We start from the raw sequence: 23091 nt of genomic DNA, 5'->3' as shown, positions 1-23091 counted from the left end.
TAGTCCGATCGCTCGCCTGTCCGCCAACTCAGTCATGTGACACCCCCGCGATCACCTGCTGTTGCGGAGAGCCACGTGGTCTTGCCGCGCCTGCAGATCAGGATGGTGAGCCAGAATGGCTCGCTCGTGGTTGCGCAGCACCGGTGACGGCTCGACGCCCAGTTCGTCCAACATCCGGTTGCGTATCCAGCGATAGACGCCGAGCGCGTCGGTCTGCCGTCCACATCGGTACAGCGCGACCATGAGCTGCTCGCAGAGCAGCTCGTTCGGTGATTCGGCCCGCACCAGCTCGGTCAGCTCGGGAACGATGGCGGTGTGAAGGCCCACTCTCAACTCACTGTCGAAGAGCAGTTGCAGGGCGGCTAGGCGACACTCCTCGAGCCGGACGGCGGCAGCTTGCGCGGCGAGCCCGACCGCAGCGCCGCCGAAAACCGGCCCCTGCCAGAGTGCTAACGCTTCTCGGAGGCGGTAGGATACCTCGGTTGGGTCGGTTTCGGCCACCAACCGCGCCTGAGCCAGCGCCTTGGTGAATGCCAAGGCATCGATCCTCGCCCGGTCGACCGTCAGTCGGTAGCCGCCGGCCTGGGCCACGAGCTGCATCTCGGCACAACCTGATGCAATGCCGTGCAGCTTCCGACGAAGCCTGCTGATGTGTGCTTGCAGCGCGTTTTCCACCAGGTCGGGCGGGGCGTCACCCCACAGCTCCGTCACCAAAGCCCCGGTCGAGAGTGTCTGCCCCTCGGCTGAGAGCAGTGCTGCCAGCAGTGAGCACTGTAGACCGCTGCGGAAGTAGCGCATCCGCTCCGCGGAACCAGCCGCCACTCGACCCAGAATCCAAAAGTTCACGGCTCACCCCAGTTGGCCAGAGTTCATCCGAAGTGCAAACTAATGATGTCCGCACTTGACTAACGTGAAGACATTAGAGTAATTGACATGCAGATACGTCAGGTAGCGACATGCGCACCGTTCGACGAGGAGCTCGTCAAAACCCACTCGCCTCCTTACTCAACACACCCCACGCGGCGAGAGTACCGAGGGAAACTTCCATACGTCAACGATAATTCATCGGAGATCATGACTGCTTATGCAGATTGCGATATCACCCACAGTCAACGTAACAAGTAGTGCCACGTCCTCGAATTGACGCGTTACGCGGCCACCACCGAGCAGCAGCAACCTCGCAGGACACAGGCCTTACGGCACCTACGGGCCAGCAACAGCAGTTCATTCAATAGTTACTTAGAGTAATTGATCAAATACTTTAGATCAATTACCTGTGACCATATAACCGTTTTGCGGTGATAACTACCATGGTGCACCTCACTACGCCCAGCCTGCTGACCTGCAGCAATGGGCCCGCCTGGAATGGCACATCGAGAACCGGTTGCACTGGGTCCGCGACGTGACCTCCGGCGAGGACGCCCACCGGACACGGACCGGCACCGGACCCGCCGTCGCTGCCGTCCTACGCAACACCGCCATCGGATTCCACCGCGGCAACGGCAAGACCAACATCGCCCGAGCAACACGCCGCGCCAACCGCCGCCCCACGACCTCATCACCACCGCGACCAGCAGCTACCCCACTACGCAATGACCCTGGCCGATCACCCCGACCGGCCCTTACTTTCGACGTAATAGACATCACGTGGAATACCTTGCAGGATGGTGGGACAAGTCACGTATATGCGCCCTACCGCACTGACCCAGGGCTCGGGGATTGGGTGACGCCGGACATCCACGCGGAATCCATAGCGGGATGGCCGCACCCCATTGCGCCGACACCCGCATCGGTGGTGCGAATGCCCACGGTCCCGCCAACCACAGGGAAACTTTCATCGTGTCGAGAAGCGCGCATCTGACCCCGATCGGGTCAGGTGCCTCACCATCCGCAGGCCGTCCGAACGGTCGGGCCCAGTGGATCGTGATACCGGTGTTCCTCGCCGCAATCCTCATGACGCCGCTCACCTTCTCCAGCATGAATGTCGCCAGATCCTCGACGCGACGGAGGCTCAACGCCAGCCCGGTCGCCCTCACGTTCACGGTCCGGTACGCGCCAGAGTCCCGAACGGAGACGCGGACCTCACTGGACATCATCGCCGCGGGACTGGTGGCGCTGGTCCTACCGGCGATCGTGGGACGAGCAGGGTTGGTCGCCGTGGACGTGGCTGATACCAACGGCCTCGATCGCATCGCTCAGCGCGTCCGCCCGGCACCGGACCCCTCGGTCCGGCCCCACAGCCAGGCCCTCGACACGTTCCTCGTAGGAATGGTCGGGGTGACCGTGTTCAGGTTGATCAGATGCCCGCGCGTCCAGCTACGTCCACGACACCGAACGGCCGACTGAGAGGAGCATGGTATGGGCAGCGGGAAAAGCCGCATCCAGCACGTTCCCGAGGACATCAAGCGCGAGGCCTACGGCCGGTTGGCACTCAGCGGACCCGAGGTCCTCGTCACGCCCTCGCTCGCCGAAACTCTGGGGCTTCCCCGGGAAGACCTTCTCAACCAGTTCCCAAACTCCAACTCGCTGCTGACCGCACTCGTGCTGCAGGCCTACGAGGCCATGGGCGCAAGTGCAGAAAAGGGGGCTACTGACGCCAGGGAGAAGGGACTCGGGTTGCTGGCTCAATGGATCTCAGCATGTGACGGCATGCGATCATGGGCCCAGGCGAATCCAGCGGAGTACACGCTCATATGGGGGCCGCCGCGACCTGGTTACTGCGCGCCACCAGAAACAGTCATCGTGGGTGCCCGCGCGGCCGTCATACTGGTCGACATTCTCCGGCGGGCGACGGAGGCCAGGCGGATCGCCGCGCCCGGGCCCGCCGACCTGCCGCTCTCTCCCGGCATGCGATGCAACGTGCGCAACCTTGCGAACGGCATGCTGGCAGGTCTGGCGGACGACCTGATCGCCCGACTGCTGGTCACGTGGACACAACTACTAGGCATGATCAGCTACACCGTCTACGGACACGCTAACGAGTTCGCTGCCCCGGATGCCTTCTTCGAGCACGCGGCGACCACAATGGGCAGATTCGTTGGCATTACCGAGGATGAGCCAATCGGAGCTCAAGCAGACTGGGCCGACCATACGCGTCGAACATCACCGCCTGCTCGTGGTGGTGACCAGCCCCACCCTGGCTGGTGACGATGGGCGTCCACGCGTTCCTGTGGAATGCCTGAAGTCGCTGGTGCGACCCGGCTCACTGCCAATCGCTGATTTCCACCTCCCGGGGTGCCGGCGCGCCCTCGCCGGTCTCCACCAGTGACTTCAGGCTCATCAGATACGAGCCCCACCTGGTGCTGCAGTGGTGCATGAACTCCCACCGGTTCCTGCCAGCCCTGGTGTTTGAACAGCACGATCGTGTAGTCGCCGTTCTGGCGGAGGCCCCAGTCGATCGTAGTCCCGATCCATTCCTCAGGTCCATCGACCACCCGCCACCTCACCCGTTCGGACGGTCGCAGCTCGATAACCTCCATGTCGACGCCACCCGATGGGAATCGAAACTCGAGGACACCGCCGACGTCGCCACTACCCTTCGTGTCGTCGGTCCACCAGCCAGCGAGTCCCTCGACGAATGTCAGCGCGTGGTATACCTTCTCCGGCGTCGGTGTCTTGACGCCAACCCTGTGCAGAATGTCCACCATGGTGGCTCTCCTCAATCGTGTCAGCTTCGACGTCAGTCGTGTCGGGTGCGCTGGATTGCCTCGGCGATCCGCTGGGCGTCATCCACCCGGTACCGCCTCTCCCGGCCGACCGGTGTCGCCCGGACCAGGCCGGCCCGGTCGAGGACCCCAAGGTGCTTGGCCACCGCCTGGCGAGTCACCGGCAACTGCTGACTCAGCGTGGTCGCGGTGCCGTCGCCCTCGACGAGCAGCAGATCGAACATCCGGCGGCGCGTCGGGTCCCCAATCGCGGACCATAGGTAATCGTCGACTTTCTCGACCATCGTGGTGCTCACCGCCGCACCTGCAGGGCCGCGATATACGGCACCAGCCGCGACAGGTGGAAGTCCCAGCCGGCGACATGCTTCTGGTACGGCGGGATCACTAGCCAGGCCCTCTTCACGGTGTTGCGAGACATCCTCAACCGCCGTGCGATGGCCTGAATCGCCATACCCTCCGACCGCCGCAGCCGCCGGATCTCTGCCCAGTCCTCCACGCTCAGCACCTCCCGATGCTTCAGGAGGTGGTCCCGATTCAGCCGGAACCACGTGGTCAGTTTTCCGGCGGAGCCGACAATGCTGCCCAACCGGGCCAACCCCGAGTGGCGTGCGCCTCGCCAGACAGGTCCACAGCCATCCATCGCTCCCCGTGCCCGTGTTCGATGAGCAGGAGCCGGCGCTCGATCGTGCCAGTGACTACAACTCGCCCCGGCAGTAGGTCCTCCAGCGCACGGCGTATCACGTGTGGTTGGGTGCAATCAAACGTCGCCTACTGGAACGGCGACTACGGCAGAGCTAAGGCTCGCGAGTCAGGAAGCGCGGGCGTACGCGGTAGCCGCCGATCACCGGGAGGCCGATCGTGCCCTGGCGACGGCCCAGGCGGCTCGGTCACATGTAGGTCCAGATGGGGACGGGCCAGGAGGGGTGTTCCACTTCAATCTCGGCAAGGCCGCATACTACGCAAGCGAGGTCAGGTTAGCCCTCGGTGGCAAGACAAACTTCGACCGAGCGGCGTCCGAGGCTCGCACATCCTCGAACAGCTCGGAACCAGCCCGACAACTGGTCCCGAGCGCGCAGGCGATAGGCCGTCCCCGGCAACCTAGACACACGCGGGCGAACGCCTGACGGCCCGCGAACCGGGCAGACCCGCCGTCACCGGGAACCCGGTCGCGCCCACGCGTTTGGGAGGGGTTTCCGGGGGGTGATTCAAAATCGCATAGACAAGAGTTAAGGCCCTGACCGGCATTCTTGCTGGTCAGGGCCTTTTGTGTGGAGCTGAGGGGATTTGAACCCCTGACCCCCTCGATGCGAACGAGGTGCGCTACCGGTCTGCGCCACAGCCCCTCCGCCGGCGTACCGGCATAGGTCCCACTCGGCATTCACCGAGCGGGCCGGCGATAAGGCTAACAGGTCCCTGGCCGTCCGGCGAATTGCCCCCGACGTGGCGAGGGGGTTGCGACGCGACCCGAGCGGGTGGGGCGCACCGGTTCCGGCCAGGCGGGCGATCTCCGAGGTCAGGCCGGGTGGGCACCGCGTCCGGACTGATATGGGCGCCCGCGGAGGCCGCCGGCGCGCCGGTAGGAGACGGTCCCACCGTTCGCCGCCGCCGGCAGGTCCGCCGGCCGGTCCAGGCCCATCGCGGTACGGCGCACCGACTCCCGTTGGGCCGCCAGGCGGCGCTGCGCTTCCCGCCGGGCCGCGGCCCGGCGCGCCTGCTCGCGCCGCACCTCGGCCTGGCGGGCGGCCAGCCAGGCCGCCTCGCGGGCCTGGGCGCGTCGGCGGCGCTGGTCGGCGAGGGCGCGAGAGCGCAGGTGGGCGACGTAGGCCAGGAGCAGGGTGCCGGTGACGACGAAGCCAATCCAGAACCCGGGGCTGACGAGGAGCACACCGACCAACTCGACGGCGTTGAGCAGGAACAGCGCGGCGAGCACCCGCCGCCGCCGGTAGATGGCGGGGGGGTGCTGGCGGCGACGCGGCGGAGGCCGGCGGGGGCCGGCAGCCGAGCGCCCGCTGAGGCGACGCTGGCGGTTAGGCTTCGCTGGAACTGCGCGCAGCTGGTCCGATCGACGGGACCCTGATTCCGGTTCGGCAACGGAGGCCACGGCAGCACCGGACCCCCATTTTTCACTCAACGTAACCGAAAGTGAACGCGGCGGATTTATTGGCCGACGACCGGGGACAGTGCGGCGTCGTCGACGGCGCTGGAGCACCCGCGCCGTCGACTTCGCCCGCTCCGCCGCCAGCCGCTCGGTCGCGTCGTACCGGCGGACCAGGGCCGGCGCCAGGGCGAGCAGGCCGGCAGCGGCGAGGACGGCGAGGAGCACCGAGGTCGGCACCCTCACCCCTCCCGTCACCGAATTTCAGACAAGCACAGGCCAGCCGAATGATCTTTTATGTTTCGGCCTGAAGCCGAAGATCCTACGGGTGGACTGCAAATGCCGTAGCTTGCAGTTACCTGAGGTTACGGGCGAAAACACCGGATGGTGACGCGCCGCGCCGGACCTCCCAGTCGGGACCGTTCAGCCGGTCGCTGCCCGCAGCCGGTACCAACGGGCCAGCAGGCCCCCCTCGGCCGCCACGTCCTCGCTGGTCAGGGCGTACCCGATGTGGTCACGCCAGGCGCCGTCGATGTGCATGTATCGCACGTGGTACGCCTCCTCGCGAAAGCCCAGCTTCTCCATCACCCGACGCGACGGCTGGTTCTCCGGGCGGATGCTGATCTCGACCCGGTGCAGCCCGCCCGGCCCGAAGGCGTGGTCCACGGCCAGGGCAAGCGCGGTAGGGATAATGCCTCGCCCCGCCACCCGGGAATCCACCCAGTAGCCGACGCAGCCCGAGCAGAACGCCTGGCGCACGATGCTGCCGACATTCAGATGCCCAACCAGGCGCTCCCGTCCCCCCTCGCGGAGACAGACCACAAACGGCATGCTCTCGCCGGTCCGGGCCGCGCGGCGCTGCTCCCGATACACCCAGCGAAAGGCGTCGAGTGAGTTCAGGTCCGCCCAGGCGCCCGGGAGCGAGGCCTCCCAGGGGGCGAGCCACGCCTCGTTGGCGCGGCGCACCTCAGACCAGGCCACGGCGTCCGAACGCCGGTAGGGCCGCAACAACACCGGACCGTCCGCCAACACGGCGGGCCATCCCGGCGTGCGGCGTCCCAGAAGGCTCACCCGGGTGATCCTCCGCCCCCGGCACCGGCCGGGGCAAGCACCTCACCGACGTCGGTCCAGCAGCAACACATCCACGGTGGAGCCCGCCGCCGCGGTGGTCACCCGCTCACCGAGCACCAACAGCCCGTTCGCCTCGGCCAACCCGGACAGGGCCAGCGGCCCGCCACGCAGCGGCTGGACGGTGTAGCCGCCGCCGCGCCGTTCCGCGACCTGCGCCGGCCGAAACTCACGCAACCCCGCCGGCGAAGAAGTCGTCTCCAGTAGATGTCCCCGAACGCCGGGGCGAAAGACCGGCTCCGCCCCAGCCAACATATTGATCACCGGCCTGGCCAGTACCTCGAAACCGATCAGTGCCGCCCCCGGATCACCGGGCAGGCAGACCACCGGTACCTCCTCCGGGCCGACCGTGCCGAACCCGAGCGCGGTGCCGGGGTAGAGCGCCACCTCGGTGAAGGCCACCGGTCCGGTCCGGTTCCCCTCCCGACGGGAGAGAATCCGCCGGACCATGTCGCCCGGCCCGGTGCCGGTGCCACCGGTAGTGATGATCAGATCGGCCCGCAGGGTCTGGTCCTCCAGCAGGCCACGTAGCCCCTCCGGGTCGTCGTCGCAGATGCCCACCCGGTACGCGAGAGCGCCGGCCTCGGCCGCCGCCGCGGTCAACGCGTGCGAGTTCACGTCCACCACCTGGCCGGGTTGACTGCCCCGCCCCACCTCGACGAGTTCGTCACCGGTCGCCACGACCACCACGCGTGGGCTCGGCCGGACCACCACATGGCCGATTCCGGTGGCGGCTAGCACGGCGACCAGCGCCGGCGAGACGTAGGTACCGGCCCGGGCGAGCAACGTGCCGGCCGGGATCTCCTCGCCGGCCTTGCGGACGCTGTACCCCCGCTTCGGTACTCGGTGGATCTCCACCGAGGCCATGCCCTGGTCGGTCCACTCGACTGGAACCACCACGTCCGCGCCGATCGGCAGCGGCGCCCCGGCGGCCACCGAGAAACAGGCCCCCGGGGTAAGTCGGACCGGACGCCAGCTAGCGGCACCCAGGTCACCGACGACGTTGAGCTGCACGACCCGCCCGCCCGGCGAGCCGGCCTGGGCCGGCAGGTACCCGACGCCGCGGCCGCCGGCGGCAATGTCCTCCCAGCACGCCGCGTACCCGTCCACGGCCGCCTGGTCGAAGGCGGGAACGGAGTGCGTCGCGACGACATCCTCAGCGAGGACGTTGCCGTACGCCTGGGTGAGGTCGAGGTCGAGTGGCGGCAGTGCGCGTAACCTGCGCAGCACACTGCCCAGGTAGTCGGCGAGCGGCGTCAACTCGTTCACGGCCGCCTCGGCGTCGGCCGTCGCGGTCATGTACGTGGACCACCCGAGGAGCCCGCGTTGACAAAGTCGGCGAGCCACTTACGGAACTCGGCGCCAAGGTCGTCGCGTTCCGCGGCGATCTGCACGACGGTCTGGAGATAGCCCAACGGCATGCCCGTGTCGTACCGGGTTCCCCGATAGACGATGGCGTGCACCGGCACCCCCTCGGTGCGCAGGATCTCCATCGCATCGGTCAGTTGGATCTCGCCGCCACTGCCCGGATCGGTCCGGCGGATCGCGTCGAAGATCCGGCCAGGAAGGACGTATCGGCCCAATACGGCGAGATTACTGGGAGCCTCCTCCGGCTCCGGCTTCTCCACCATGCCGGTCACCCGGACCACGTCGCCGATGTCGGCGAGCTCCGCCTCGGCCGAAGCCACCGAGGCGATGCCGTAGCGGGTAGTCTGGTCGGGTTCGACCTCGAAGAAGGCCAGCACGATCCCGCCCGTACGGGCCTGCAGCTCCAACATGGCCGGCAGCAGCGGCTCGGTCGGCTTCACGAACTCGTCCCCGAGCAGCACCGCGAAGGGCTGGTCCCCGACGTGGGACTCGGCATAGCCGACGGCGTGGCCGAGCCCGAGCTGATCCGGCTGCCGGCAGGTGTAGATGGCGGCCAGGTCCTCGGTCCGCTTGACCGCGGCCAGCAGCTCCGGCTTCTTCGCGAGCCGTTCCTCCAGGTCGGGACGGCGGTCGAAGTGATCAACCATGGAAGTCTTGCCGCGCCCGGTGATCAGCAGGACGTCGGTGATCCCGGCCTGGGTGGCCTCCTCGACGATGTACTGCAACACCGGCCGGTCAACCACGGGGAGCAGCTCCTTGGGCACCGCTTTGGTGGCGGGCAGGAAGCGGGTGGCGAGCCCGGCAGCCGGAATGACCGCCTTGACCGCGCGCGGACCGCCGGTCGCGGTGGCCGCCGATGGAGGATTCGCTGAGTGCTCCGACATGCCGCGAGACTATCGGCCACGGCTCTGCCGTGGCGGGTGAGGACCGGAAGTCGCGCCGCGGGGAGCCACCGCCCCCGACCCCGGCGCCACCTCGGTCTCCGACCCGTTCCCGCCAGCGGCACCGGGCTGGGCCGACGGCTCGCGCCGCGCGCCGGCTCGGGGCGGCCCCTCGTCCGAGCCGGACGGCGCCGGTAGCCCGGATACGGGCGCGGGTGCCTTCGCCGCCCCGGCGACCCGGCAGGTGTCTCGGCCGCTGGCTTTCGCCGCGTACAGGGCTTTATCAGCGGCATTGAGCACCTCCTGTCCGGTGCCGCCGTGGTCGGGGTGGACAGCGACACCAATAGAGACGGTCACCGGCACCAGGACCGGGGCGGCCAACCCGCCGACGGCGATCGGGGTGTCGCGTACCGCCGCACCGAGCCGCTCCGCGACGGTGAATGCACCCACGGCGTCGGTCTCCGGCAACAGCACCACGAACTCCTCTCCCCCCAACCGGAACGCGAGGTCGACCTCACGGATCTCGCCCCGGATCCGCCGGGCGAACTCGATCAGCACCCGGTCCCCGGCGGCGTGCCCGTGGGTGTCGTTGACGTGTTTGAAGCGGTCCAGGTCGAGGGCGAGAACGCTGAGCATTCGGCCGAACCGGGTGGCCCGTTCCACCTCGCGGCGAAGCGACTGGTGCAGGTAACGGTAGTTCCAGAGGCCGGTGAGCGGATCGGTCAGCGACAGCCGCTGGGTCTCCTCGTGCACTCGGACGTTGTCCACCGCCACCGCGGCGTGCCCGGCGAAGGTCCGCAGCGTGACCAGGTCATCGTCGTCGAACTCCTCCCCACCGAGCCGGTCGTAGAGGGCGAGCACGCCGAACGTCGCCGGCGCCGGTGCCGCACCGTCCGGCGGGCCACCCGCGCGGGGGGACGGACTGTCAGCCCGCGAGGCACCGCCGTCCCGTGCGGGGCCGCCGTCCCGCGGAGCCGCGAAGGGCACCGCGATGTACGTCCGGCAGGGGGGCTCCCCCGGCGGCGCTGCGGTTGGCTCCACCCGGCCGCGACGCGCCTCTCCGCTGACCGTTACCGCGCCTACCAGGTCGCCCAGCGGCACCCGGATCGGCCCCGGCTCACCGGCCGGCGCCTCGAGCCCTTCGGTGGCCTGCGCGACCAGTAGCCCGCCCGGATCGACGAGGAGTACCGCCCCCGCTCGGGCGCCGGTCGCCGCGATTGCGCTGTGCAGGATGACCCGCAGGATGCGCTGCAGGTCATGGGTGCTGGCCAGGGTGTCCCCCAGCACCTCCAGGTGCCCGCGCAGCTGGTCCCGGCTGCTGGTCAGGGCGGCGACGTAGGTGCCGGTCTCCCGGGTCATCCGGTTGAACGCTCCGGCCAGCCGCCCGATCTCGTCCCGGCCGCGCACCGGAACCCGAGCGGTCAGGTCACCCCGGGCCACCCGGTCCACCGCCCCCGCCAGTTCGACCAGGGGCCGGCTGGTGGTCCGGGCCAGGCGTCCGGCGACGACGACCGCCAACAGCACGGCCAGCAGCACGGCGGCGACCAGAGCGGCGTACAGGCTGGGGGGCCGGTCGCTCGGAACGGAGAGCACCAGCGACAGCGGCTGCCGGTCGGACGGGTCAACCCGCCGCAGATACCGACCGTCGTCGGTGCCCACCACCTGCTCACCGTCCAGTCCACCGACAGCCCCGAGTACCGCCTCGCGTACTCCCGCCGACTCGGTGGTGTGCCGGAGCCGATTGGCCGGCTCCGGGCCGTCGAGCAGGGTGACCGCCGCCCCGGTGAGCACCGCCAGCCGCGCCACGAACGCGGGGTCGACCGGCTGCGCGGCGGTGACCGCGCCCTGCGCGACCCCGGTGGCATCCCGCAGGTCCACCCGGGCGGCCAACGCGCCGGGCGGAGCGTCGGCCGGGGTACGGGCCGCGCAGTCCCGCCAGGGCGCGGCGGGCAGCGGTGTGGTGGCGTGGAGCACCTGGCCGTCAATGTCGGTAACCCGCACGGCGGCGGCGAGACCCCGATCGACCACCTGCCCCGCGGCGACCGCCTGGTCGGCGGCGAGAGCCACCACCTCCGCGGCGGCCCGCAGCTGCTGGCAGAGCGCGTCAACCGCGGTTCGGACGGTGGTCGCGGCAACCTCGAGCCGCTCGGCGGACCGATTTCGATCGATACTGGTCACGGCGGACCCCACGAAGTACGCCCCGACCAGCACCGGGCCGGCCACCACCGTGAGGAAGGCTGCGGTTAAGCGTGCCCGTAGTGTCACTCGGTCCCCCCGGGACTTCGCCGGCCGATGCTTGCGATGCTGACACAGAGTCACTCCCGGATGAGTCCTGCGTCAGGAGTGTTGCGTGCCAGATTTTTCTGATCGAGCGGCAGTGACCCGCGATGCGAAGTTTGCGACGCGGACCAGACTGCTCGCCCACCGCCAGCGGCTCAGCGACGCCGAGCGGGCCGCCGCCGCCCGGCAGGTCCAGGCCAGCCTGGTCGCCCTGGTCCGCCGACTGCGCCCGCGCCGGATGACGGCGTACCAACCGGTCGCCACCGAACCGGGCGGCGCGGACCTGCCGACGGTGCTGCACGCCGCGCTGCCGGAGGGGGCCGAGCTGCTGCTGCCGGTGCTCCGGGCCGACCTCGACCTGGACTGGGCGCCGTGGACCGGGCCCGACGATCTGGCCGCGGCCGGGCGGGGGATGCGGGAGCCGACCGCGCCCCCGCTCGGCCGGGCCGCGCTCGCGACGGCCGACCTGGTGGTGCTGCCGGCGCTGGCGGTGGACTGGCGGGGGGTGCGCCTGGGGCGCGGCGGCGGCTCCTACGACCGGGCGCTCGCCCGGGTCCCGGCGACCACCCTGACCGTGGTGCCGCTACACGATGGTGAGCTGGTCAACGCGCTGCCGGCGGAGTCGCACGACCGTCCGGTCCACGCTGTGGTCACCCCGACCGACGGCCTGCGTACGCTGGATGGTGCCGCACCGCGCTGAACCCGCGCGGTGTCGCGCCCCACACGTCCGCTGGACGAACCCGGGGGTGATGACGCACCATTGGCACTCGAATATGCCGAGTGCCAACCGACAGTGTCAGTTCCGGAGGAGAACGTGCCCACGTACCAGTACACCTGCACCGCGTGCGGCCACCAGCTCGAGGCGGTGCAGTCCTTCACCGACGAGCCGCTGACCGAGTGCCCGACCTGTGCGGGGCGGTTGCGGAAGCTGTTCAACTCCGTCGGCATCGTGTTCAAGGGGTCGGGCTTCTACCGCACCGACTCCCGCACCGACTCCGGCTCGGGTAGCACGGCCAGCAAGCCCGCCGCCGCGAGCAACGAGTCCGGCTCGTCGAGCGGATCGACCTCGAGCGACTCGTCCGCAAGCGGGTCAGCCTCGAGCGGATCGACGTCGAACGGTTCCGCCGCGGGCGGCGCACCCTCGAAGAGCACCGGCACCTCCTCCGCGTCAGGCGGCACGAAGACCCCCGCGGCCAGCGGCACCAGCTGAGCGCGGGGCGGGCGGCCCCACCCCGGCTTCCTGCACGTCGATCAAGGGCAGCACCCTGCCGTGAAACGGGTCCTTCGTCGGAGTCGCCAGCACGTAGGAGCTGCGCCCGTAACGCTTTTGGTTCAGCTCGGTCGATCTGGCAGGCTGACCGACCGGGTCAGAGGTTCGCGTCGACCGTGTCGGCGCCGACCACGATCCGATCGTCGAAGCAGTAGCCGGCACACGCGGTGGAGATGGAGAGCGAGTCAGCGGTGTGCGACCCGGCGAGGCGATTTGCTGCTCATTAATGCCCTTACCGTCGATAGGCGCATTCGAGGGCGTGATGTGCGTGGTGCAGAACCGCATGTTCGGCGTCGCCACCTGCCGTGGCACCGGTAGCGGCCAGCAGGAAACCCGGTGGGGCACTTCGGAAGTGGGCCACTCCTGCGACGCAAGGGGTTACGTCAGCTGACTCAGGCCCAAATGATCATTCCCAGTGCGGCGGACGCTGCTCGAGCAGCCAGGCGTCGTTTCCGCCGGCCGGTTCACCCCAACCCTGATCGGTGTCGTCGGCAGCCCGTTCCGGCAGCATCGAGCCGCCGTCATCGCGCAGCTTGCTCGGCCGGTCCTCGGCACGCACGACGGGTCTTCCCGGCTCCTGGTGGGTCACGAACACCAACCCTAGCCCAGCGCGTGCCGACCCCGGCCCGGCGCGTCGGCGACCAGACGGCACCGCCTGCTGCCCCTTGGTAGCGTCAGCGGGCGTGACGACTCCCGGCAGCTCCGCGGACGACTACTGGCGACCCCCCGGTGCCGGCGCTCCAGCCAACGCGCCCGAACCGACCGACGCGCCTGACCCAGCCGGCACTCCCAACCCCGCCAGCGCGCCCAACCCAACCGTTGCTCCGCCCGGCCCAGCGCCGCCGACTCCCGCGGACGAATACACCGGCCCGCCGCCGACCACCCCGCCACCGGCCGACTGGCAGCCGCCGCTGCACCTCCAGCCGCCGCCACCACGACAGCTCCCCGGACAGGACCTGACGGCCCTGGATCTGGCCGAGCAGCGGGCGCAGCACCTCACCTGGACCGTCGGAGTGGTCGCCGCCGTGATTCTGCTGGCGCTCAGCTGCACGTTCTGCCTCCGGCTGGTGCGCTGACCGTCAGAGGGTGTTCCCCCAGACCGCCTCGGCGCCGCTGTGCCCGGTGAGAGCGACGTAGACGAGACTGACCACGGCGAGCGCGATCACCGCCACCGACAGCACGTGGGTCACCCAACGCGGTGGCTTCGGCACCCGCGGGCGGGCGCTGGTCACCACGAGCAGCACGACGGCGGTGACGGCCAACGCCAGTGCGTACCAGAAGGTCAGGTCGCCGTAGCGAGAGTGCTCAGCGATCTGGTCGACGATCGGCCCCTGTAGTCCGCGGGCGGTGAAGACATCGGTCAGCTCCGCGCCGGATTGCACCGCAACCCATGCGGTAGCCGGTGCCGTCACCGCCAGCAGGACGAGCGCCCAGTCGATGCGGGACCGGAACCGAGGCAACGCGACATAGGCGATCGACACCAGCGCGAGCAGCGGCACGAAGACGACCACCGCGTGCACCACAAGAACGTGGGCGGGTAGCCCCATGAACTCCTTGAACATGCGTACCTCCGGTGATTGCCGGCACGGGACGGCCAGCCTACGGTCGCCCGGCCCACCCGCCTAGGTTCCGCACCCGAGCTACACGCAGTCGTGATCAGTCCGGGTCCCCCGCCGTTCGGCCGCTCAGTTGTCGCCCTCGCTTGTCGCGTGCTGTCATTGGCGCATGTCCAGTGGTGAGGAGCTGCTTCGGTCGAAGGGCCTGCGGGTAACCCGCCCCCGCCTCGCGGTCCTCGACGTGCTCGCCGCCGGCGGCCACCTGGAGGTGGACGAGATCGCCCGCCGGGTCCGGAAGCGCCTCAACTCGGTCTCCACGCAGGCGGTCTACGACGTGCTCGGCGCGCTGTCGCGGGCCGGGCTGTCCCGCCGGATCGAACCGGCCGGCAGCCCCGCCCGCTACGAGGCCCGCGTCGGCGACAATCACCACCACGTGGTCTGTCGGGGCTGCGGCGACATCGCCGACGTGGACTGCGCCGTCGGCGACGCCCCCTGCCTCGACCCGAACACCGCCCACGGTTTCCAGGTGGACGAGGCCGACGTGACCTTCTGGGGTCTCTGCCCCCGCTGCCAGGCCCGCCGCCGCGCCGAGGACTGACGGCGAACCGGCGCGCGCCAGCCCGCCGGCGTCACCCGCCGTCGGTCACCCGCTCCACGGCTGCCCACTGTTCCTTCCCCGGCGTCTGCGCGCCGGCCGGACAGTGCCGCCGGTAGTCACACCAGCCGCAGTGCGGTCCTGGCGCGGTGGGGAAGGCATGATCCGGATCATTTCCGGCGGCGACCGATCGCTCACCGGCAATGATGTCCCGGGCGGTCTCCTCAGCCCGGGACACCTGCCGCGCCAGCGACTCCGGGCTGTGCTCGTGCGCGGCGATCGTCCCGGTCGGCAGGTGGTGTAGCTCCACCCGGCGACACGGTTTACGGAAGACCCGCTCCGCCGCGTACGCGTAGAGCGCCAGCGCCTGCGAGCCGCGGGCATCGTCGGTGTCCAGCCCAGCCCGGCCGGTCTTGTAGTCCACGATGGCGAGCTCCGTCCCCGCCGGCCCGACCCGGGAGTCGATCCGGTCGGCGCGGCCGTTGAACGCCAGCACCCCGGTCTTCACCGCGACCACCCGCTCCACCCCCAGCGGCTCGGTCTCCGGGTCGAGCGTCGCCACGTACGCCTCCAGCCAGCCCAGCGCCGTTCGGAACGCGGCCCGCTCCTGCTCGTGATCCCGGTAGCCGTCGCGGACCCAGGTGCCCTTGAGCAGCGTCGCCAGCGCCGCCGACCGCCGCCGGTCAGCGGGGAGCCCATGCCAGTTTTTCAGCGCGGTGTGCAGACTGGCACCGAGCGAGTTGTGCGCCCAGGGCGGCCCCTTCGGCGGGGCGGGGCGGTCCAGGTAGGCGTAGCGGTAGCGCCGTGGGCAGTCCGCGTATGCGCCGAGTTTGCTGGGGGTGCAGACGAAGAGCCGCTCCGGCATGCCCTCGAAGCCAAGCTGTTCGGGCTCGGCGGCGCGGGGTCGCGGCGGGGTGGTGGAGGGTCGGCGGGATCGTCGCACACCGCGATCCTGCCATCCGCCCCCGACGGAGTCAGCCCGCGGTCATGTACTGGGTGACGAAGGCGGCCACCGCGTCGGCGATCAGCTGGACCGCGATCGCCGCCAGCAGCAGTCCGGCGATCCGGGTCAGCACCTCGATCCCACCCGGTCGCAGGATTTTGACGATCCCGCCGGAGAAGCGGAGCACCACCCAGACGGCGAGTAGCACGGCGACGATCGCGGCGGCGATCGCGGTGATGTCGGCCGCGCCGTCGGCCTGCTGCATGAAGAGCATCGTGGCCACGATCGCGCCGGGGCCGGCGAGCAGCGGGGTGCCCAGCGGCACCAGCGCGATGTTCGAGGTGGCCTGCTGGCTGGGGTCGTCCGCTTTGCCGGTCAACAGTTCCAGGGCGACCAGCACGAGCAGCAGGCCACCGGCGGCCTGCAGGGCGGGCAGGTCCACGTGCAGGTAGGCGAGCAGGGTCGAGCCCGCCACCGCGAAGATCGCGATCACCCCGAGCGCCAGCGCCACCGCCTGCCAGGCCGCCCGGTGCCGGTCCCGGGCCGACAACGGTCCGGTCAGCGCCAGGAAGATGGGCATCATGCCCGGCGGGTCAACGATCACGAGCAGGGTTACGAAAACCTCGCCGAAGAGCTTGATATCCACCGGATCAACCTAACGGCGCCGAACTGGACGGCACGCCGCCTCACCCGGAAGCGACGCTGGTCACGCCGGCGGCGACGATCCGCTCGTAGTTCTGCACGTCGGTGGTGAAGGCGCCCAGCCGGACCGTCTTGTGGGTGCCGTGGAAATCTGATGCGCCGGTCACCAGTAGCCCCAGGTCGGCGGCGAGCGCCCGTACGTGCGCCCGCTCGGCGGGGGTGTGGTCCTCGTGGTCCGCCTCCAACCCGGCCAGTCCGGCGGCGGCGAGGTCCGCGACGAGTTCGTCGGGAACCACTCGACCACGCCGGGTGGCCCGGGGGTGGGCGAACACCGGGACGCCCCCGGCCGCCCGGACCAGCCGGACTGCCTCGAAGACCTCGATGTCGTCCTTGGGCAGGCGGTACCGCTCGCCCAGCCAGTCCGGACCGAACGCCTCACTCGTCGTCGCGACCAGGCCGGCCCGGATGAGGGCTTGGGCGATGTGCGGCCGGCCGACCGTCCCGCCCCGCGCGGTGGCCAGGATCTCCGACCAGCTCACCTCCAGACCGTCGGCCTGGAGCAGCCGGACGATCCGCTCACCCCGTTCGACCCGGGCGCGCCGGACCCGGCTCAGCGCCGCGGTGAGGTCCGGGTCGTCCGGGTCGAAGAGGTACGCGAGCAGGTGCAGCGGCACGGCGGGATCCTCCCCCTCCCACCGGCAGGACAGCTCCGCACCACGGATCAGCCGCAGCCCGGCAGGGAGCGCCCGGACCGCCGGCTCCCAGCCGGCCGTGGTGTCGTGGTCGGTGATCGCGACGACGTCGAGACCGGCGGCTGCCGCCGCATGGACCAACTCGCCGGGGGTGAGGGTGCCGTCGCTGGCGGTGGAGTGGGCGTGCAGGTCGATCCGAGTGTTCACTCCGCTGCCGCCTCAGGCGCCGTCGTCGGCCTTCGCCTCGTCGGCTTCCTTGCCCAGCCGCGCCTCGACCGCCTGCGGCTCGTACATCTCCTCGACGACACGTAGGTAGAGCTCGTTCGGGTTGGGCAGGTTCTTGATCTCACGCAACGCCTGTTCCTGACCGGCGGACTCGAGGACGAACGTGCCGTAGTTGAGCGCTCGCCCGGCCGGTGTCTGCTCGTACTTCATGTCGGTGACGCGGACCAACGGCATCATCGCCACTCGGCGGGTGATGATGCCGTTGACCACCATCACCCGCTTGTTGGTCAGGATGAACCGGTCGTACCACCAGTCGCCGACCCGCCACGCCACCCAACCCATCACGGCGAACCAGGCCAGCACCGCGGCGGTGGTCAGGCCACCGACATCCCGCCCGGCGAGGAAGCCGGAGAGGTATCCCAGCACGAAGGTGGCGACGACGCCGATGAGCAGTGGGGTGGCGAGGTGGATCCAGTGTCGCTTCCACTCACCCCGGTACCGCTCGGTGGGGAAGAGGTAACGGGCGACGAGGGAACTGGGCTCATCCTCCAGCGGCAGGACCCGGCGCGGCGCCATGCCGGCCGCGTCCGCCCGTAGGCCGGCGAGCTCGTCCTCGGAGATCTGCGGCGGCTGGTATTCGGCCTCGGGGTCTGGAATCCAGGTCCGCCCCGACCGGCTGTCGTCGGCGAACCCGGGCCCCTCGCCCAGCCTCGCCTCGTCGAACGGGCCGGGACCCTGGTATGGGGGTGGACCGGATCCGTAGCCGGATCCGTCCTCTGGGTCGATGCGGGGAATCGACTCCGTGTCGCGCTCCCGGCGCTCCCGGTCGGGGTCGTCGGGGTCGAAGGGGGGACCGGAGGGGCTGCCCATCGTCGGCTAGGCGACGATGTTGGTGACGAACTCGCCGAACCCCTGGGCGATGTCCACGAGGCCGCCACCGAGCGACTTGAAGACGTCCGCCGCGGAGTTCGGCCGGTAGGCCACGAAAAAGATCAGGAATGCGATACCGGCCCAGGTGAGGACCTTCTTGACCATGACGGGCCATCCTCTCGCGCGGGCGCCGGGTCCGATTACCGCAGCGACACTCAGAGTATCAGCGTGATGCCGTACAGTTATTTCACTGTGTCCGTTCTCCGACATTCCGGGGGACTTGTCAAGCCCTCCGGCCGGTACCGGAGCTGGTACGCCGTGCCTGAGCCCAGGGCGTCCACTTCGAGAGGTCGCGCTGAACAACCCACCGAGCACCAACCCCGCACTCGCCGGCCAGGCTATCGCATGCGGGCACAATCCCCGAGCTTCACCGGCCGACGCGCTTCGATCCATCGGTGATCTCACACCACACAGTGGAGGCGCGGCCCCAGCTCAGGCCGGCGTTGGCCCGCCGTAGGAACGAATCCAGGCGTGCATGGCGATGCCGCTGGCCACGCCAGCGTTGATCGAACGGGTCGAGCCGTACTGGGCAATCGAGAAGAGCTGGTCGCAGGCGGCCCGAGCAGGTTCGGACAGACCCGGGCCCTCCTGGCCAAAGAGCAGCGCGCACCGCCGGGGCAGCGTGGCCGTCTCCAGCGGTTGACAACCCGGCAGATTGTCGATGCCAACCACCGACAGCCCGGCACCCGCCGCCCAGGCGACGAAGCCCTCGATCGTCTCGTGGTGCCGCACATGTTGGTACCGGTCGGTCACCATCGCGCCGCGTCGATTCCACCGGCGACGGCCGACAATGTGGACCTCGGCGGCGAGGAACGCGTTGGCGTTGCGGACCACGGTGCCGATGTTCAGATCGTGCTGCCAGTTCTCGATCGCCACGTGATAGTCGTGCCGCCGCTGGTCCAGGTCGGCGACGACGGCCTCCTGCCGCCAGTAGCGGTACCGGTCGACGACGTTGCGTCGATCACCGTGCGCCAGCAGGTCAGGGTCGTAGCGCGGGTCGTCCGGCGGGGTGCCCTGCCACGGACCCACCCCGACCTCAAACTGCTCACCGGTCACGGGTCCTAGAGGGTACGGCCAGCCGGGCGCGCCACTCAGCCCAGCCCCAGGGCGTCCCCGAGCCGATCGAGGAACCGGCGGTCGCTGCGGGCGACCGGCCCGCCCGGGTTCGCCCCGGCTCGGCAGACCCGGGCGGCGACCGACTGCACCCACTGTCGGTACGCTGCCGAGTCGGCCGGATCCGCTCGCCGCTCGAGTAGCCGGGCCGCCGTACGGGCGACGGCGAGCAGTTCGGCGGTGTCGGCGAGTGGCCCACCCGGCGCGCTCGCCGAACCGTCGTGCCGGGCGTAGATCGTGGCCACCACCGCGCGAACCAGGTCACTGTCGAAGGACCGGCCGGCGGCGACGGCGTCGAGGCCGGCCAGCCCGGCGGCGACCCCCCGCACCGGCGCCTGGGTGACGGTAGCGACGACGGTCCAGTTGGGCAGGTTGGCGAGCAGGTCCCACTCCGCGGCGGAGTAGGGAAGATCGGCCAGCGGTACGGCACGGCGGCCGGCGACGGGCGGCTCGCCGGCGAGGGAGTGGCTCATGGGAACCTCCGGCGCCAGCATAAGCCCCGATTACCGAGAAAAGACCAACAAAACGGGGAGTGCCGGATAAATCCGCAACAGCGCGAAGGGTGAGGCCACGCCGGAAGTCTTCCGAAACCTCCGGCGCGGCGACGCTGTCAGCGCGGCGTGGGGAAACTCGGCCGCTCCAGATCCACCCCGTCGGCGGCCGCGGCCTCGGCGTACGCCTTCTTCGGCACCATGACCTTTCGCCGGAACACGCACACCAGGGTGCCGTCCTGGTTGTAACCACGGGTCTCGACGGCGACCACACCGCGGTCCGGCTTCGAGGAGGACTCCCGCTTGTCCAGGACCGTGGTCTCGCCATAGATCGTGTCGCCGTGGAACGTCGGGGCGACGTGGCGCAGGGATTCGATCTCCAGGTTGGCGATCGCCTTGCCGCTGACATCGGGCACCGACATGCCGAGCAGCAGCGAGTAGACGTAGTTGCCGACCACGACGTTGCGCTTGAACTGACTTGCGGTCTCGGCGTAGCGCGCGTCCAGGTGGAGCGGGTGGTGGTTCATCGTGAGCAGGCAGAAGAGATGGTCGTCGTACTCCGTGACCGTCTTGCCCGGCCAGTGCCGGTAGACCGCGTCAACCTCGAAATCCTCGTAGTAGCGGCCGAACTGCATCCTGATCCCCCTTCGACGGGCGGTGATGAGTTCGGCACAGCATGCCTTACCGATGGTAAAGGCGAACCAGGGGACGATGGCGGTCGGGAAAAGTCACACCAGCGCCACCGGAGGCCGGACGCAATGAGCGGCGGGGCCCTCCCCGGCACCCGCCGCCCACGCTCTGATGCGACAGATTCTGCCCGACCACGACCCAGTCCAACAGAGACGGGGATCACAGTTTTCTTTTTGTTACATTACTCAGCGTAACCCAGAACCACTCTGCAAGTGATCACCGTAAATCCGATAGCTCCATGTCAAGACTCAAGTTACCGACCCGTAGGCGGAATGCTGTCCAGATCCCCTGAGAGCGCTCCCACTACCCCTGGTAACGCAAATGCGACATGCACTTGCGTATTGCAGCACCCACCCGTAACCGATGGACATCGATGGGCTCAAACCCCGCCGTAACCGAACCAGCAACGGCGGCGTTTCGGCCATCGGGACCCGGGAATTCCACGCGGCGCGCCCTGGTTCGACCAGAGGTAGTTGTTCCACGCGATCGGAGAGATTGAGATGGCAACCGTTGAGCTGACCACGGCGAACTTCGACGAGCTGACCGGCGGTGACGGAATCGTGCTCGTCGACTTCTGGGCCGATTGGTGCGGCCCCTGCAAGCGGTTCGCCCCGGTGTACGAGCGCTCCTCGGAGAAGCACCCAGACATCGTCTTCGGCAAGGTCGACACCGAGGCACAGCAGGAGCTGGGCGCGAAGTTCGACATCCGCTCCATCCCAACGATCATGGCGATCCGCGACGGGGTCATCGTCTTCGCCCAGCCCGGCGCGCTACCCGAGTCAGCCCTCGAGAACCTGATCGAGCAGGTCGAGGCGCTGGACATGGACGACGTCCGCAAGAAGCTCGCCGAACACCCCCACTGACCCACCCGGGCCGGCGCACCCGCAGCGCTTGCCATCATTTCGTACATGTGTTCGAATACCAGCCATGCGCTGGGACAACCTCGCCGCCGATCCGAGCACGATCGGCCTCGACGGGTCAGCGCCAGCGACGCCACCCCTGCCGCTGGCGCTGACCGGCGCCACCGCCCGCAGCTTCCCCACGCCCGACTTCGCCGGAATGACCTTCTATGAAATCCAGGCGAAGTCGATCATCAACCGAGTTCCGGGCACCTCCCGGGTCCCCTTCGAGTGGACCGTCAACCCATATCGGGGTTGCAGCCACGCCTGCGTGTACTGCTTCGCCCGCAACACGCACACCTACCTCGGCCTCGACGCCGGTGCCGACTTCGATCGACGAGTGATCGTCAAAACCAACGCCGGCGAGTTGCTCCGCCGAGAACTGGCAGCATCCAGCTGGCGGGGAGCGCCGATCGCGATGGGCACCAACGTGGACTGCTACCAGCGAGCCGAGGGGCGCTACCGACTCCTACCGGAGATCATCAGCGCGCTACGGGACTTCGCCAACCCCTTCTCGATCCTCACCAAGGGCACCCTCATCCTGCGCGACCTTCCCCTGCTCCGCCAGGCCGCCCAGGTGACCCGGGTCAGCCTGGCCTGCTCACTGGGCTTCGTGGACGAGCGGCTCTGGCGAGCGGTCGAGCCGGGCACACCGAGCCCGGGTCGACGGCTACACGTGGTCCGCCAACTCACCGAGGCCGGCTTCGCCGTCGAGGTGCTGATGGCACCGATCCTGCCCGGCCTCAGCGACGACGACGCCTCCATCGAGGCGACCGTGGCGGCGATCGCCGCCGCCGGGGCGACCGGCGTGACCCCGATCGCACTACACCTGCGCGCCGGCGCCCGGGACTGGTATGCCCGCTGGCTCGGTCGCGCCTTTCCGCACCTGGTCCCCCGCTACCGTGAGCTATACGGGGGCGGCGCCTACTCCCCGCAGTCGTACCAGCGGGAGCTGACCGCCCGGGTCCGGATCGCGGCCCGCCGGCACGGCCTACATCCCGGCGCTCCCCGGGACGCCCCGCGACCCCCCGACCGGCCGCACGCCGAGCAGCTCAGTCTGCTCTAGCCGCCCGCACCGGATCCCTCGGCCCCACCCTGCCGGCCCCTCTGCCCGACGCTACCGGCCCCCTCGGCCCGGCACTGCCGGTGGTACCGCATCGGCGCACCCCTGCGCTCGGCCAGCCCGCCACGACCAGCGGCGTTAGAGTCGATGAATGCGCACGCCCCAGCAGATCCTCGCCGACGCCGCCGTCATCGCCGTTGTCGGCGCATCCCGTGATCGGCGAAAGCCCGCGCACACCGTGCCGCTGCAACTGCAACAGCACGGCTGGCGAATCATCCCGGTCAACCCGGCCGTGGACGAGCTGTTCGGCGAGCGCGCCTACCCGTCCCTCGCCGACCTGCCGCACCCGGTCGACCTGGTGGACGTGTTCCGCCCGGCCGACGATGCGGTGGAGGTCGTCCGCTCGGCCGTCGCGATCGGCGCACCGGCGGTCTGGCTGCAACTCGGCATCGTCTCCCCGACGGCCCGGCGGATCGCCACCGACGCTGGCATCGACTACGTCGAGGACCGTTGCCTCGCCGTCGAACGCGCCGCCGCCGGCCTGAGCCGCCGAGGCTGACGGGGC

The 23091-nt window shown here is 69.6% G+C and carries 26 protein-coding genes, 1 tRNA gene and 5 pseudogenes; 10 read left to right on the top strand and 22 right to left on the bottom strand.

The features are described 5' to 3' along the window. Positions 1–51: 51 nt before the first annotated feature. Positions 52–798: an AfsR/SARP family transcriptional regulator gene (locus tag K228_RS0102670; protein WP_245603407.1), complete on the bottom strand. Its 747-nt coding sequence runs from the start codon at positions 796–798 to the stop codon at positions 52–54. Positions 799–1932: 1134 nt separating this feature from the next. Here K228_RS0102670 and K228_RS0102665 point away from each other — a divergent pair. Continuing rightward, positions 1933–2346, top strand: coding sequence for a hypothetical protein (locus K228_RS0102665; RefSeq protein WP_155251551.1), 414 nt, complete (start codon positions 1933–1935; stop codon positions 2344–2346). A 12-nt stretch (positions 2347–2358) separates the two neighbouring features. After that, on the top strand, positions 2359–3147 hold the full coding sequence (locus tag K228_RS26735; RefSeq protein WP_025617007.1) for a TetR-like C-terminal domain-containing protein: 789 nt from the start codon (positions 2359–2361) through the stop codon (positions 3145–3147). Positions 3148–3202: 55 nt separating this feature from the next. On the opposite strand, the pseudogene K228_RS25280 reads toward K228_RS26735, so the two are convergent. The 4 genes and pseudogenes from K228_RS25280 to K228_RS25275 form a co-directional block, all read right to left on the bottom strand. After that, positions 3203–3647 (bottom strand): annotated as a pseudogene (locus K228_RS25280) (SRPBCC family protein). Positions 3648–3679: 32 nt separating this feature from the next. Further along, the gene (locus K228_RS0102650; RefSeq protein WP_080671524.1) at positions 3680–3961 is read right to left on the bottom strand and encodes a metalloregulator ArsR/SmtB family transcription factor; all 282 of its coding nucleotides are present in this window, start codon (positions 3959–3961) and stop codon (positions 3680–3682) included. After that, positions 3958–4038 (bottom strand): annotated as a pseudogene (locus K228_RS29135) (polyketide cyclase); the annotation flags it as partial. The pseudogene K228_RS29135 and the gene K228_RS0102650, both read right to left, overlap by 4 nt. Positions 4039–4056: 18 nt before the next feature. Next, positions 4057–4170 (bottom strand): annotated as a pseudogene (locus K228_RS25275) (helix-turn-helix domain-containing protein); the annotation flags it as partial. 228 nt (positions 4171–4398) lie between these two features. Here K228_RS25275 and K228_RS30110 point away from each other — a divergent pair. Further along, positions 4399–4687: pseudogene (locus K228_RS30110) on the top strand (hypothetical protein); the annotation flags it as partial. 247 nt (positions 4688–4934) lie between these two features. Here K228_RS30110 and K228_RS0102640 read toward each other — a convergent pair. From K228_RS0102640 to K228_RS0102615, 6 genes are all read right to left on the bottom strand, one after another. After that, positions 4935–5008: transfer RNA gene (locus tag K228_RS0102640), tRNA-Ala, on the bottom strand. 170 nt (positions 5009–5178) lie between these two features. Further along, positions 5179–6006: a divisome protein SepX/GlpR gene (sepX, locus tag K228_RS0102635; protein WP_025617006.1), complete on the bottom strand. Its 828-nt coding sequence runs from the start codon at positions 6004–6006 to the stop codon at positions 5179–5181. A 177-nt stretch (positions 6007–6183) separates the two neighbouring features. Next, the gene (locus tag K228_RS0102630) at positions 6184–6831 is read right to left on the bottom strand and encodes a GNAT family N-acetyltransferase (RefSeq protein ID WP_025617005.1); all 648 of its coding nucleotides are present in this window, start codon (positions 6829–6831) and stop codon (positions 6184–6186) included. Positions 6832–6873: 42 nt separating this feature from the next. Continuing rightward, positions 6874–8187, bottom strand: coding sequence for a molybdopterin molybdotransferase MoeA (locus K228_RS0102625; protein ID WP_025617004.1), 1314 nt, complete (start codon positions 8185–8187; stop codon positions 6874–6876). Beyond that, on the bottom strand, positions 8184–9140 hold the full coding sequence (locus tag K228_RS0102620; RefSeq protein ID WP_025617003.1) for a UTP--glucose-1-phosphate uridylyltransferase: 957 nt from the start codon (positions 9138–9140) through the stop codon (positions 8184–8186). Before K228_RS0102620 ends, K228_RS0102625 begins: the two co-directional genes overlap by 4 nt. Before the next feature lie 9 nt (positions 9141–9149). After that, positions 9150–11363: a GGDEF domain-containing protein gene (locus K228_RS0102615; RefSeq protein ID WP_188116159.1), complete on the bottom strand. Its 2214-nt coding sequence runs from the start codon at positions 11361–11363 to the stop codon at positions 9150–9152. Between the two features lie 124 nt (positions 11364–11487). Here K228_RS0102615 and K228_RS0102610 point away from each other — a divergent pair, with 124 nt between their 5' ends. Next, the gene (locus K228_RS0102610; RefSeq protein ID WP_033776432.1) at positions 11488–12117 is read left to right on the top strand and encodes a 5-formyltetrahydrofolate cyclo-ligase; all 630 of its coding nucleotides are present in this window, start codon (positions 11488–11490) and stop codon (positions 12115–12117) included. A gap of 9 nt (positions 12118–12126) precedes the next feature. After that, positions 12127–12372, top strand: a pseudogene (locus K228_RS30105) (FmdB family zinc ribbon protein); the annotation flags it as partial. A 14-nt stretch (positions 12373–12386) separates the two neighbouring features. Here the strand turns inward: K228_RS30105 and K228_RS29335 are convergent. Beyond that, positions 12387–12620: a hypothetical protein gene (locus tag K228_RS29335; protein WP_245603406.1), complete on the bottom strand. Its 234-nt coding sequence runs from the start codon at positions 12618–12620 to the stop codon at positions 12387–12389. A 473-nt stretch (positions 12621–13093) separates the two neighbouring features. Further along, positions 13094–13276 (bottom strand): hypothetical protein, encoded by a 183-nt coding sequence (locus K228_RS0102590; RefSeq protein WP_025616999.1) that lies wholly within the window; start codon positions 13274–13276, stop codon positions 13094–13096. A 94-nt stretch (positions 13277–13370) separates the two neighbouring features. Between K228_RS0102590 and K228_RS0102585 the strand changes: the two genes are divergently transcribed. Beyond that, entirely contained in the window at positions 13371–13763 is a 393-nt protein-coding gene (locus K228_RS0102585) for a hypothetical protein (RefSeq protein WP_025616998.1), read from the top strand. A 3-nt stretch (positions 13764–13766) separates the two neighbouring features. Here K228_RS0102585 and K228_RS0102580 read toward each other — a convergent pair whose 3' ends face one another. Beyond that, complete coding sequence (locus K228_RS0102580; protein WP_025616997.1) at positions 13767–14249, bottom strand: DUF2231 domain-containing protein; 483 nt, start codon at positions 14247–14249, stop codon at positions 13767–13769. A gap of 163 nt (positions 14250–14412) precedes the next feature. On the opposite strand from K228_RS0102580, the gene K228_RS0102575 reads away from it, so the two are divergent. Further along, the gene (locus tag K228_RS0102575; RefSeq protein WP_025616996.1) at positions 14413–14841 is read left to right on the top strand and encodes a Fur family transcriptional regulator; all 429 of its coding nucleotides are present in this window, start codon (positions 14413–14415) and stop codon (positions 14839–14841) included. A 31-nt stretch (positions 14842–14872) separates the two neighbouring features. Here K228_RS0102575 and K228_RS0102570 read toward each other — a convergent pair whose 3' ends face one another. The 8 genes from K228_RS0102570 to K228_RS0102535 form a co-directional block, all read right to left on the bottom strand. Next, positions 14873–15781, bottom strand: coding sequence for a RecB family exonuclease (locus tag K228_RS0102570; protein WP_025616995.1), 909 nt, complete (start codon positions 15779–15781; stop codon positions 14873–14875). A gap of 31 nt (positions 15782–15812) precedes the next feature. Then, positions 15813–16427 carry a MarC family protein gene (locus tag K228_RS0102565; RefSeq protein WP_025616994.1) on the bottom strand — a complete coding sequence of 205 codons (615 nt, stop codon included), beginning with the start codon at positions 16425–16427 and terminating at the stop codon, positions 15813–15815. Positions 16428–16467: 40 nt separating this feature from the next. After that, positions 16468–17322 (bottom strand): PHP domain-containing protein, encoded by an 855-nt coding sequence (locus K228_RS0102560; RefSeq protein WP_025616993.1) that lies wholly within the window; start codon positions 17320–17322, stop codon positions 16468–16470. Between the two features lie 12 nt (positions 17323–17334). Beyond that, the gene (locus tag K228_RS0102555) at positions 17335–18210 is read right to left on the bottom strand and encodes a PH domain-containing protein (RefSeq protein WP_025616992.1); all 876 of its coding nucleotides are present in this window, start codon (positions 18208–18210) and stop codon (positions 17335–17337) included. A gap of 6 nt (positions 18211–18216) precedes the next feature. Continuing rightward, positions 18217–18375 (bottom strand): hypothetical protein, encoded by a 159-nt coding sequence (locus K228_RS28720; RefSeq protein ID WP_018218449.1) that lies wholly within the window; start codon positions 18373–18375, stop codon positions 18217–18219. A 327-nt stretch (positions 18376–18702) separates the two neighbouring features. Beyond that, the gene (locus K228_RS0102545; RefSeq protein WP_025616991.1) at positions 18703–19326 is read right to left on the bottom strand and encodes a TrmH family RNA methyltransferase; all 624 of its coding nucleotides are present in this window, start codon (positions 19324–19326) and stop codon (positions 18703–18705) included. A gap of 35 nt (positions 19327–19361) precedes the next feature. Beyond that, on the bottom strand, positions 19362–19877 hold the full coding sequence (locus K228_RS0102540; protein ID WP_033776429.1) for a hypothetical protein: 516 nt from the start codon (positions 19875–19877) through the stop codon (positions 19362–19364). A 116-nt stretch (positions 19878–19993) separates the two neighbouring features. Next, positions 19994–20509: a MaoC family dehydratase gene (locus tag K228_RS0102535; RefSeq protein ID WP_025616989.1), complete on the bottom strand. Its 516-nt coding sequence runs from the start codon at positions 20507–20509 to the stop codon at positions 19994–19996. 555 nt (positions 20510–21064) lie between these two features. Here K228_RS0102535 and trxA point away from each other — a divergent pair. The 3 genes from trxA to K228_RS0102520 all read left to right on the top strand — a co-directional run bounded on the left by trxA (position 21065) and on the right by K228_RS0102520 (position 23085). Continuing rightward, the gene (gene trxA / locus K228_RS0102530; protein WP_018721305.1) at positions 21065–21427 is read left to right on the top strand and encodes a thioredoxin; all 363 of its coding nucleotides are present in this window, start codon (positions 21065–21067) and stop codon (positions 21425–21427) included. A gap of 64 nt (positions 21428–21491) precedes the next feature. Next, positions 21492–22529, top strand: a complete 1038-nt coding sequence (locus K228_RS0102525; RefSeq protein ID WP_025616988.1) for an Rv2578c family radical SAM protein — start codon at positions 21492–21494, stop codon at positions 22527–22529. A 148-nt stretch (positions 22530–22677) separates the two neighbouring features. Beyond that, a complete protein-coding gene (locus tag K228_RS0102520; RefSeq protein ID WP_025616987.1) occupies positions 22678–23085 on the top strand; it encodes a CoA-binding protein in 408 nt (135 codons plus the stop codon). Positions 23086–23091: the final 6 nt, after the last annotated feature.

Origin of the sequence: Salinispora cortesiana (genome assembly GCF_000484695.1) — a bacterium.
GTDB lineage: Bacteria > Actinomycetota > Actinomycetes > Mycobacteriales > Micromonosporaceae > Micromonospora > Micromonospora cortesiana.
This window is presented reverse-complemented; position numbering and strand designations above follow the sequence as displayed.

Coding starts and splice junctions, on each gene's coding strand:
- K228_RS0102670 (WP_245603407.1), bottom strand. CDS start 798: ATGCGCTACTTCCGCAGCGGTCTACAGTGCTCACTGCTGGCAGCACTG.
- K228_RS26735 (WP_025617007.1), top strand. CDS start 2,359: ATGGGCAGCGGGAAAAGCCGCATCCAGCACGTTCCCGAGGACATCAAG.
- K228_RS0102625 (WP_025617004.1), bottom strand. CDS start 8,187: ATGACCGCGACGGCCGACGCCGAGGCGGCCGTGAACGAGTTGACGCCG.
- K228_RS0102620 (WP_025617003.1), bottom strand. CDS start 9,140: ATGTCGGAGCACTCAGCGAATCCTCCATCGGCGGCCACCGCGACCGGC.
- K228_RS0102580 (WP_025616997.1), bottom strand. CDS start 14,249: ATGTTCAAGGAGTTCATGGGGCTACCCGCCCACGTTCTTGTGGTGCAC.
- K228_RS0102575 (WP_025616996.1), top strand. CDS start 14,413: ATGTCCAGTGGTGAGGAGCTGCTTCGGTCGAAGGGCCTGCGGGTAACC.
- K228_RS0102555 (WP_025616992.1), bottom strand. CDS start 18,210: ATGGGCAGCCCCTCCGGTCCCCCCTTCGACCCCGACGACCCCGACCGG.
- K228_RS28720 (WP_018218449.1), bottom strand. CDS start 18,375: ATGGTCAAGAAGGTCCTCACCTGGGCCGGTATCGCATTCCTGATCTTT.
- K228_RS0102540 (WP_033776429.1), bottom strand. CDS start 19,877: ATGCTGGCGCCGGAGGTTCCCATGAGCCACTCCCTCGCCGGCGAGCCG.
- K228_RS0102535 (WP_025616989.1), bottom strand. CDS start 20,509: ATGCAGTTCGGCCGCTACTACGAGGATTTCGAGGTTGACGCGGTCTAC.
- trxA (WP_018721305.1), top strand. CDS start 21,065: ATGGCAACCGTTGAGCTGACCACGGCGAACTTCGACGAGCTGACCGGC.
- K228_RS0102525 (WP_025616988.1), top strand. CDS start 21,492: ATGCGCTGGGACAACCTCGCCGCCGATCCGAGCACGATCGGCCTCGAC.
- K228_RS0102520 (WP_025616987.1), top strand. CDS start 22,678: ATGCGCACGCCCCAGCAGATCCTCGCCGACGCCGCCGTCATCGCCGTT.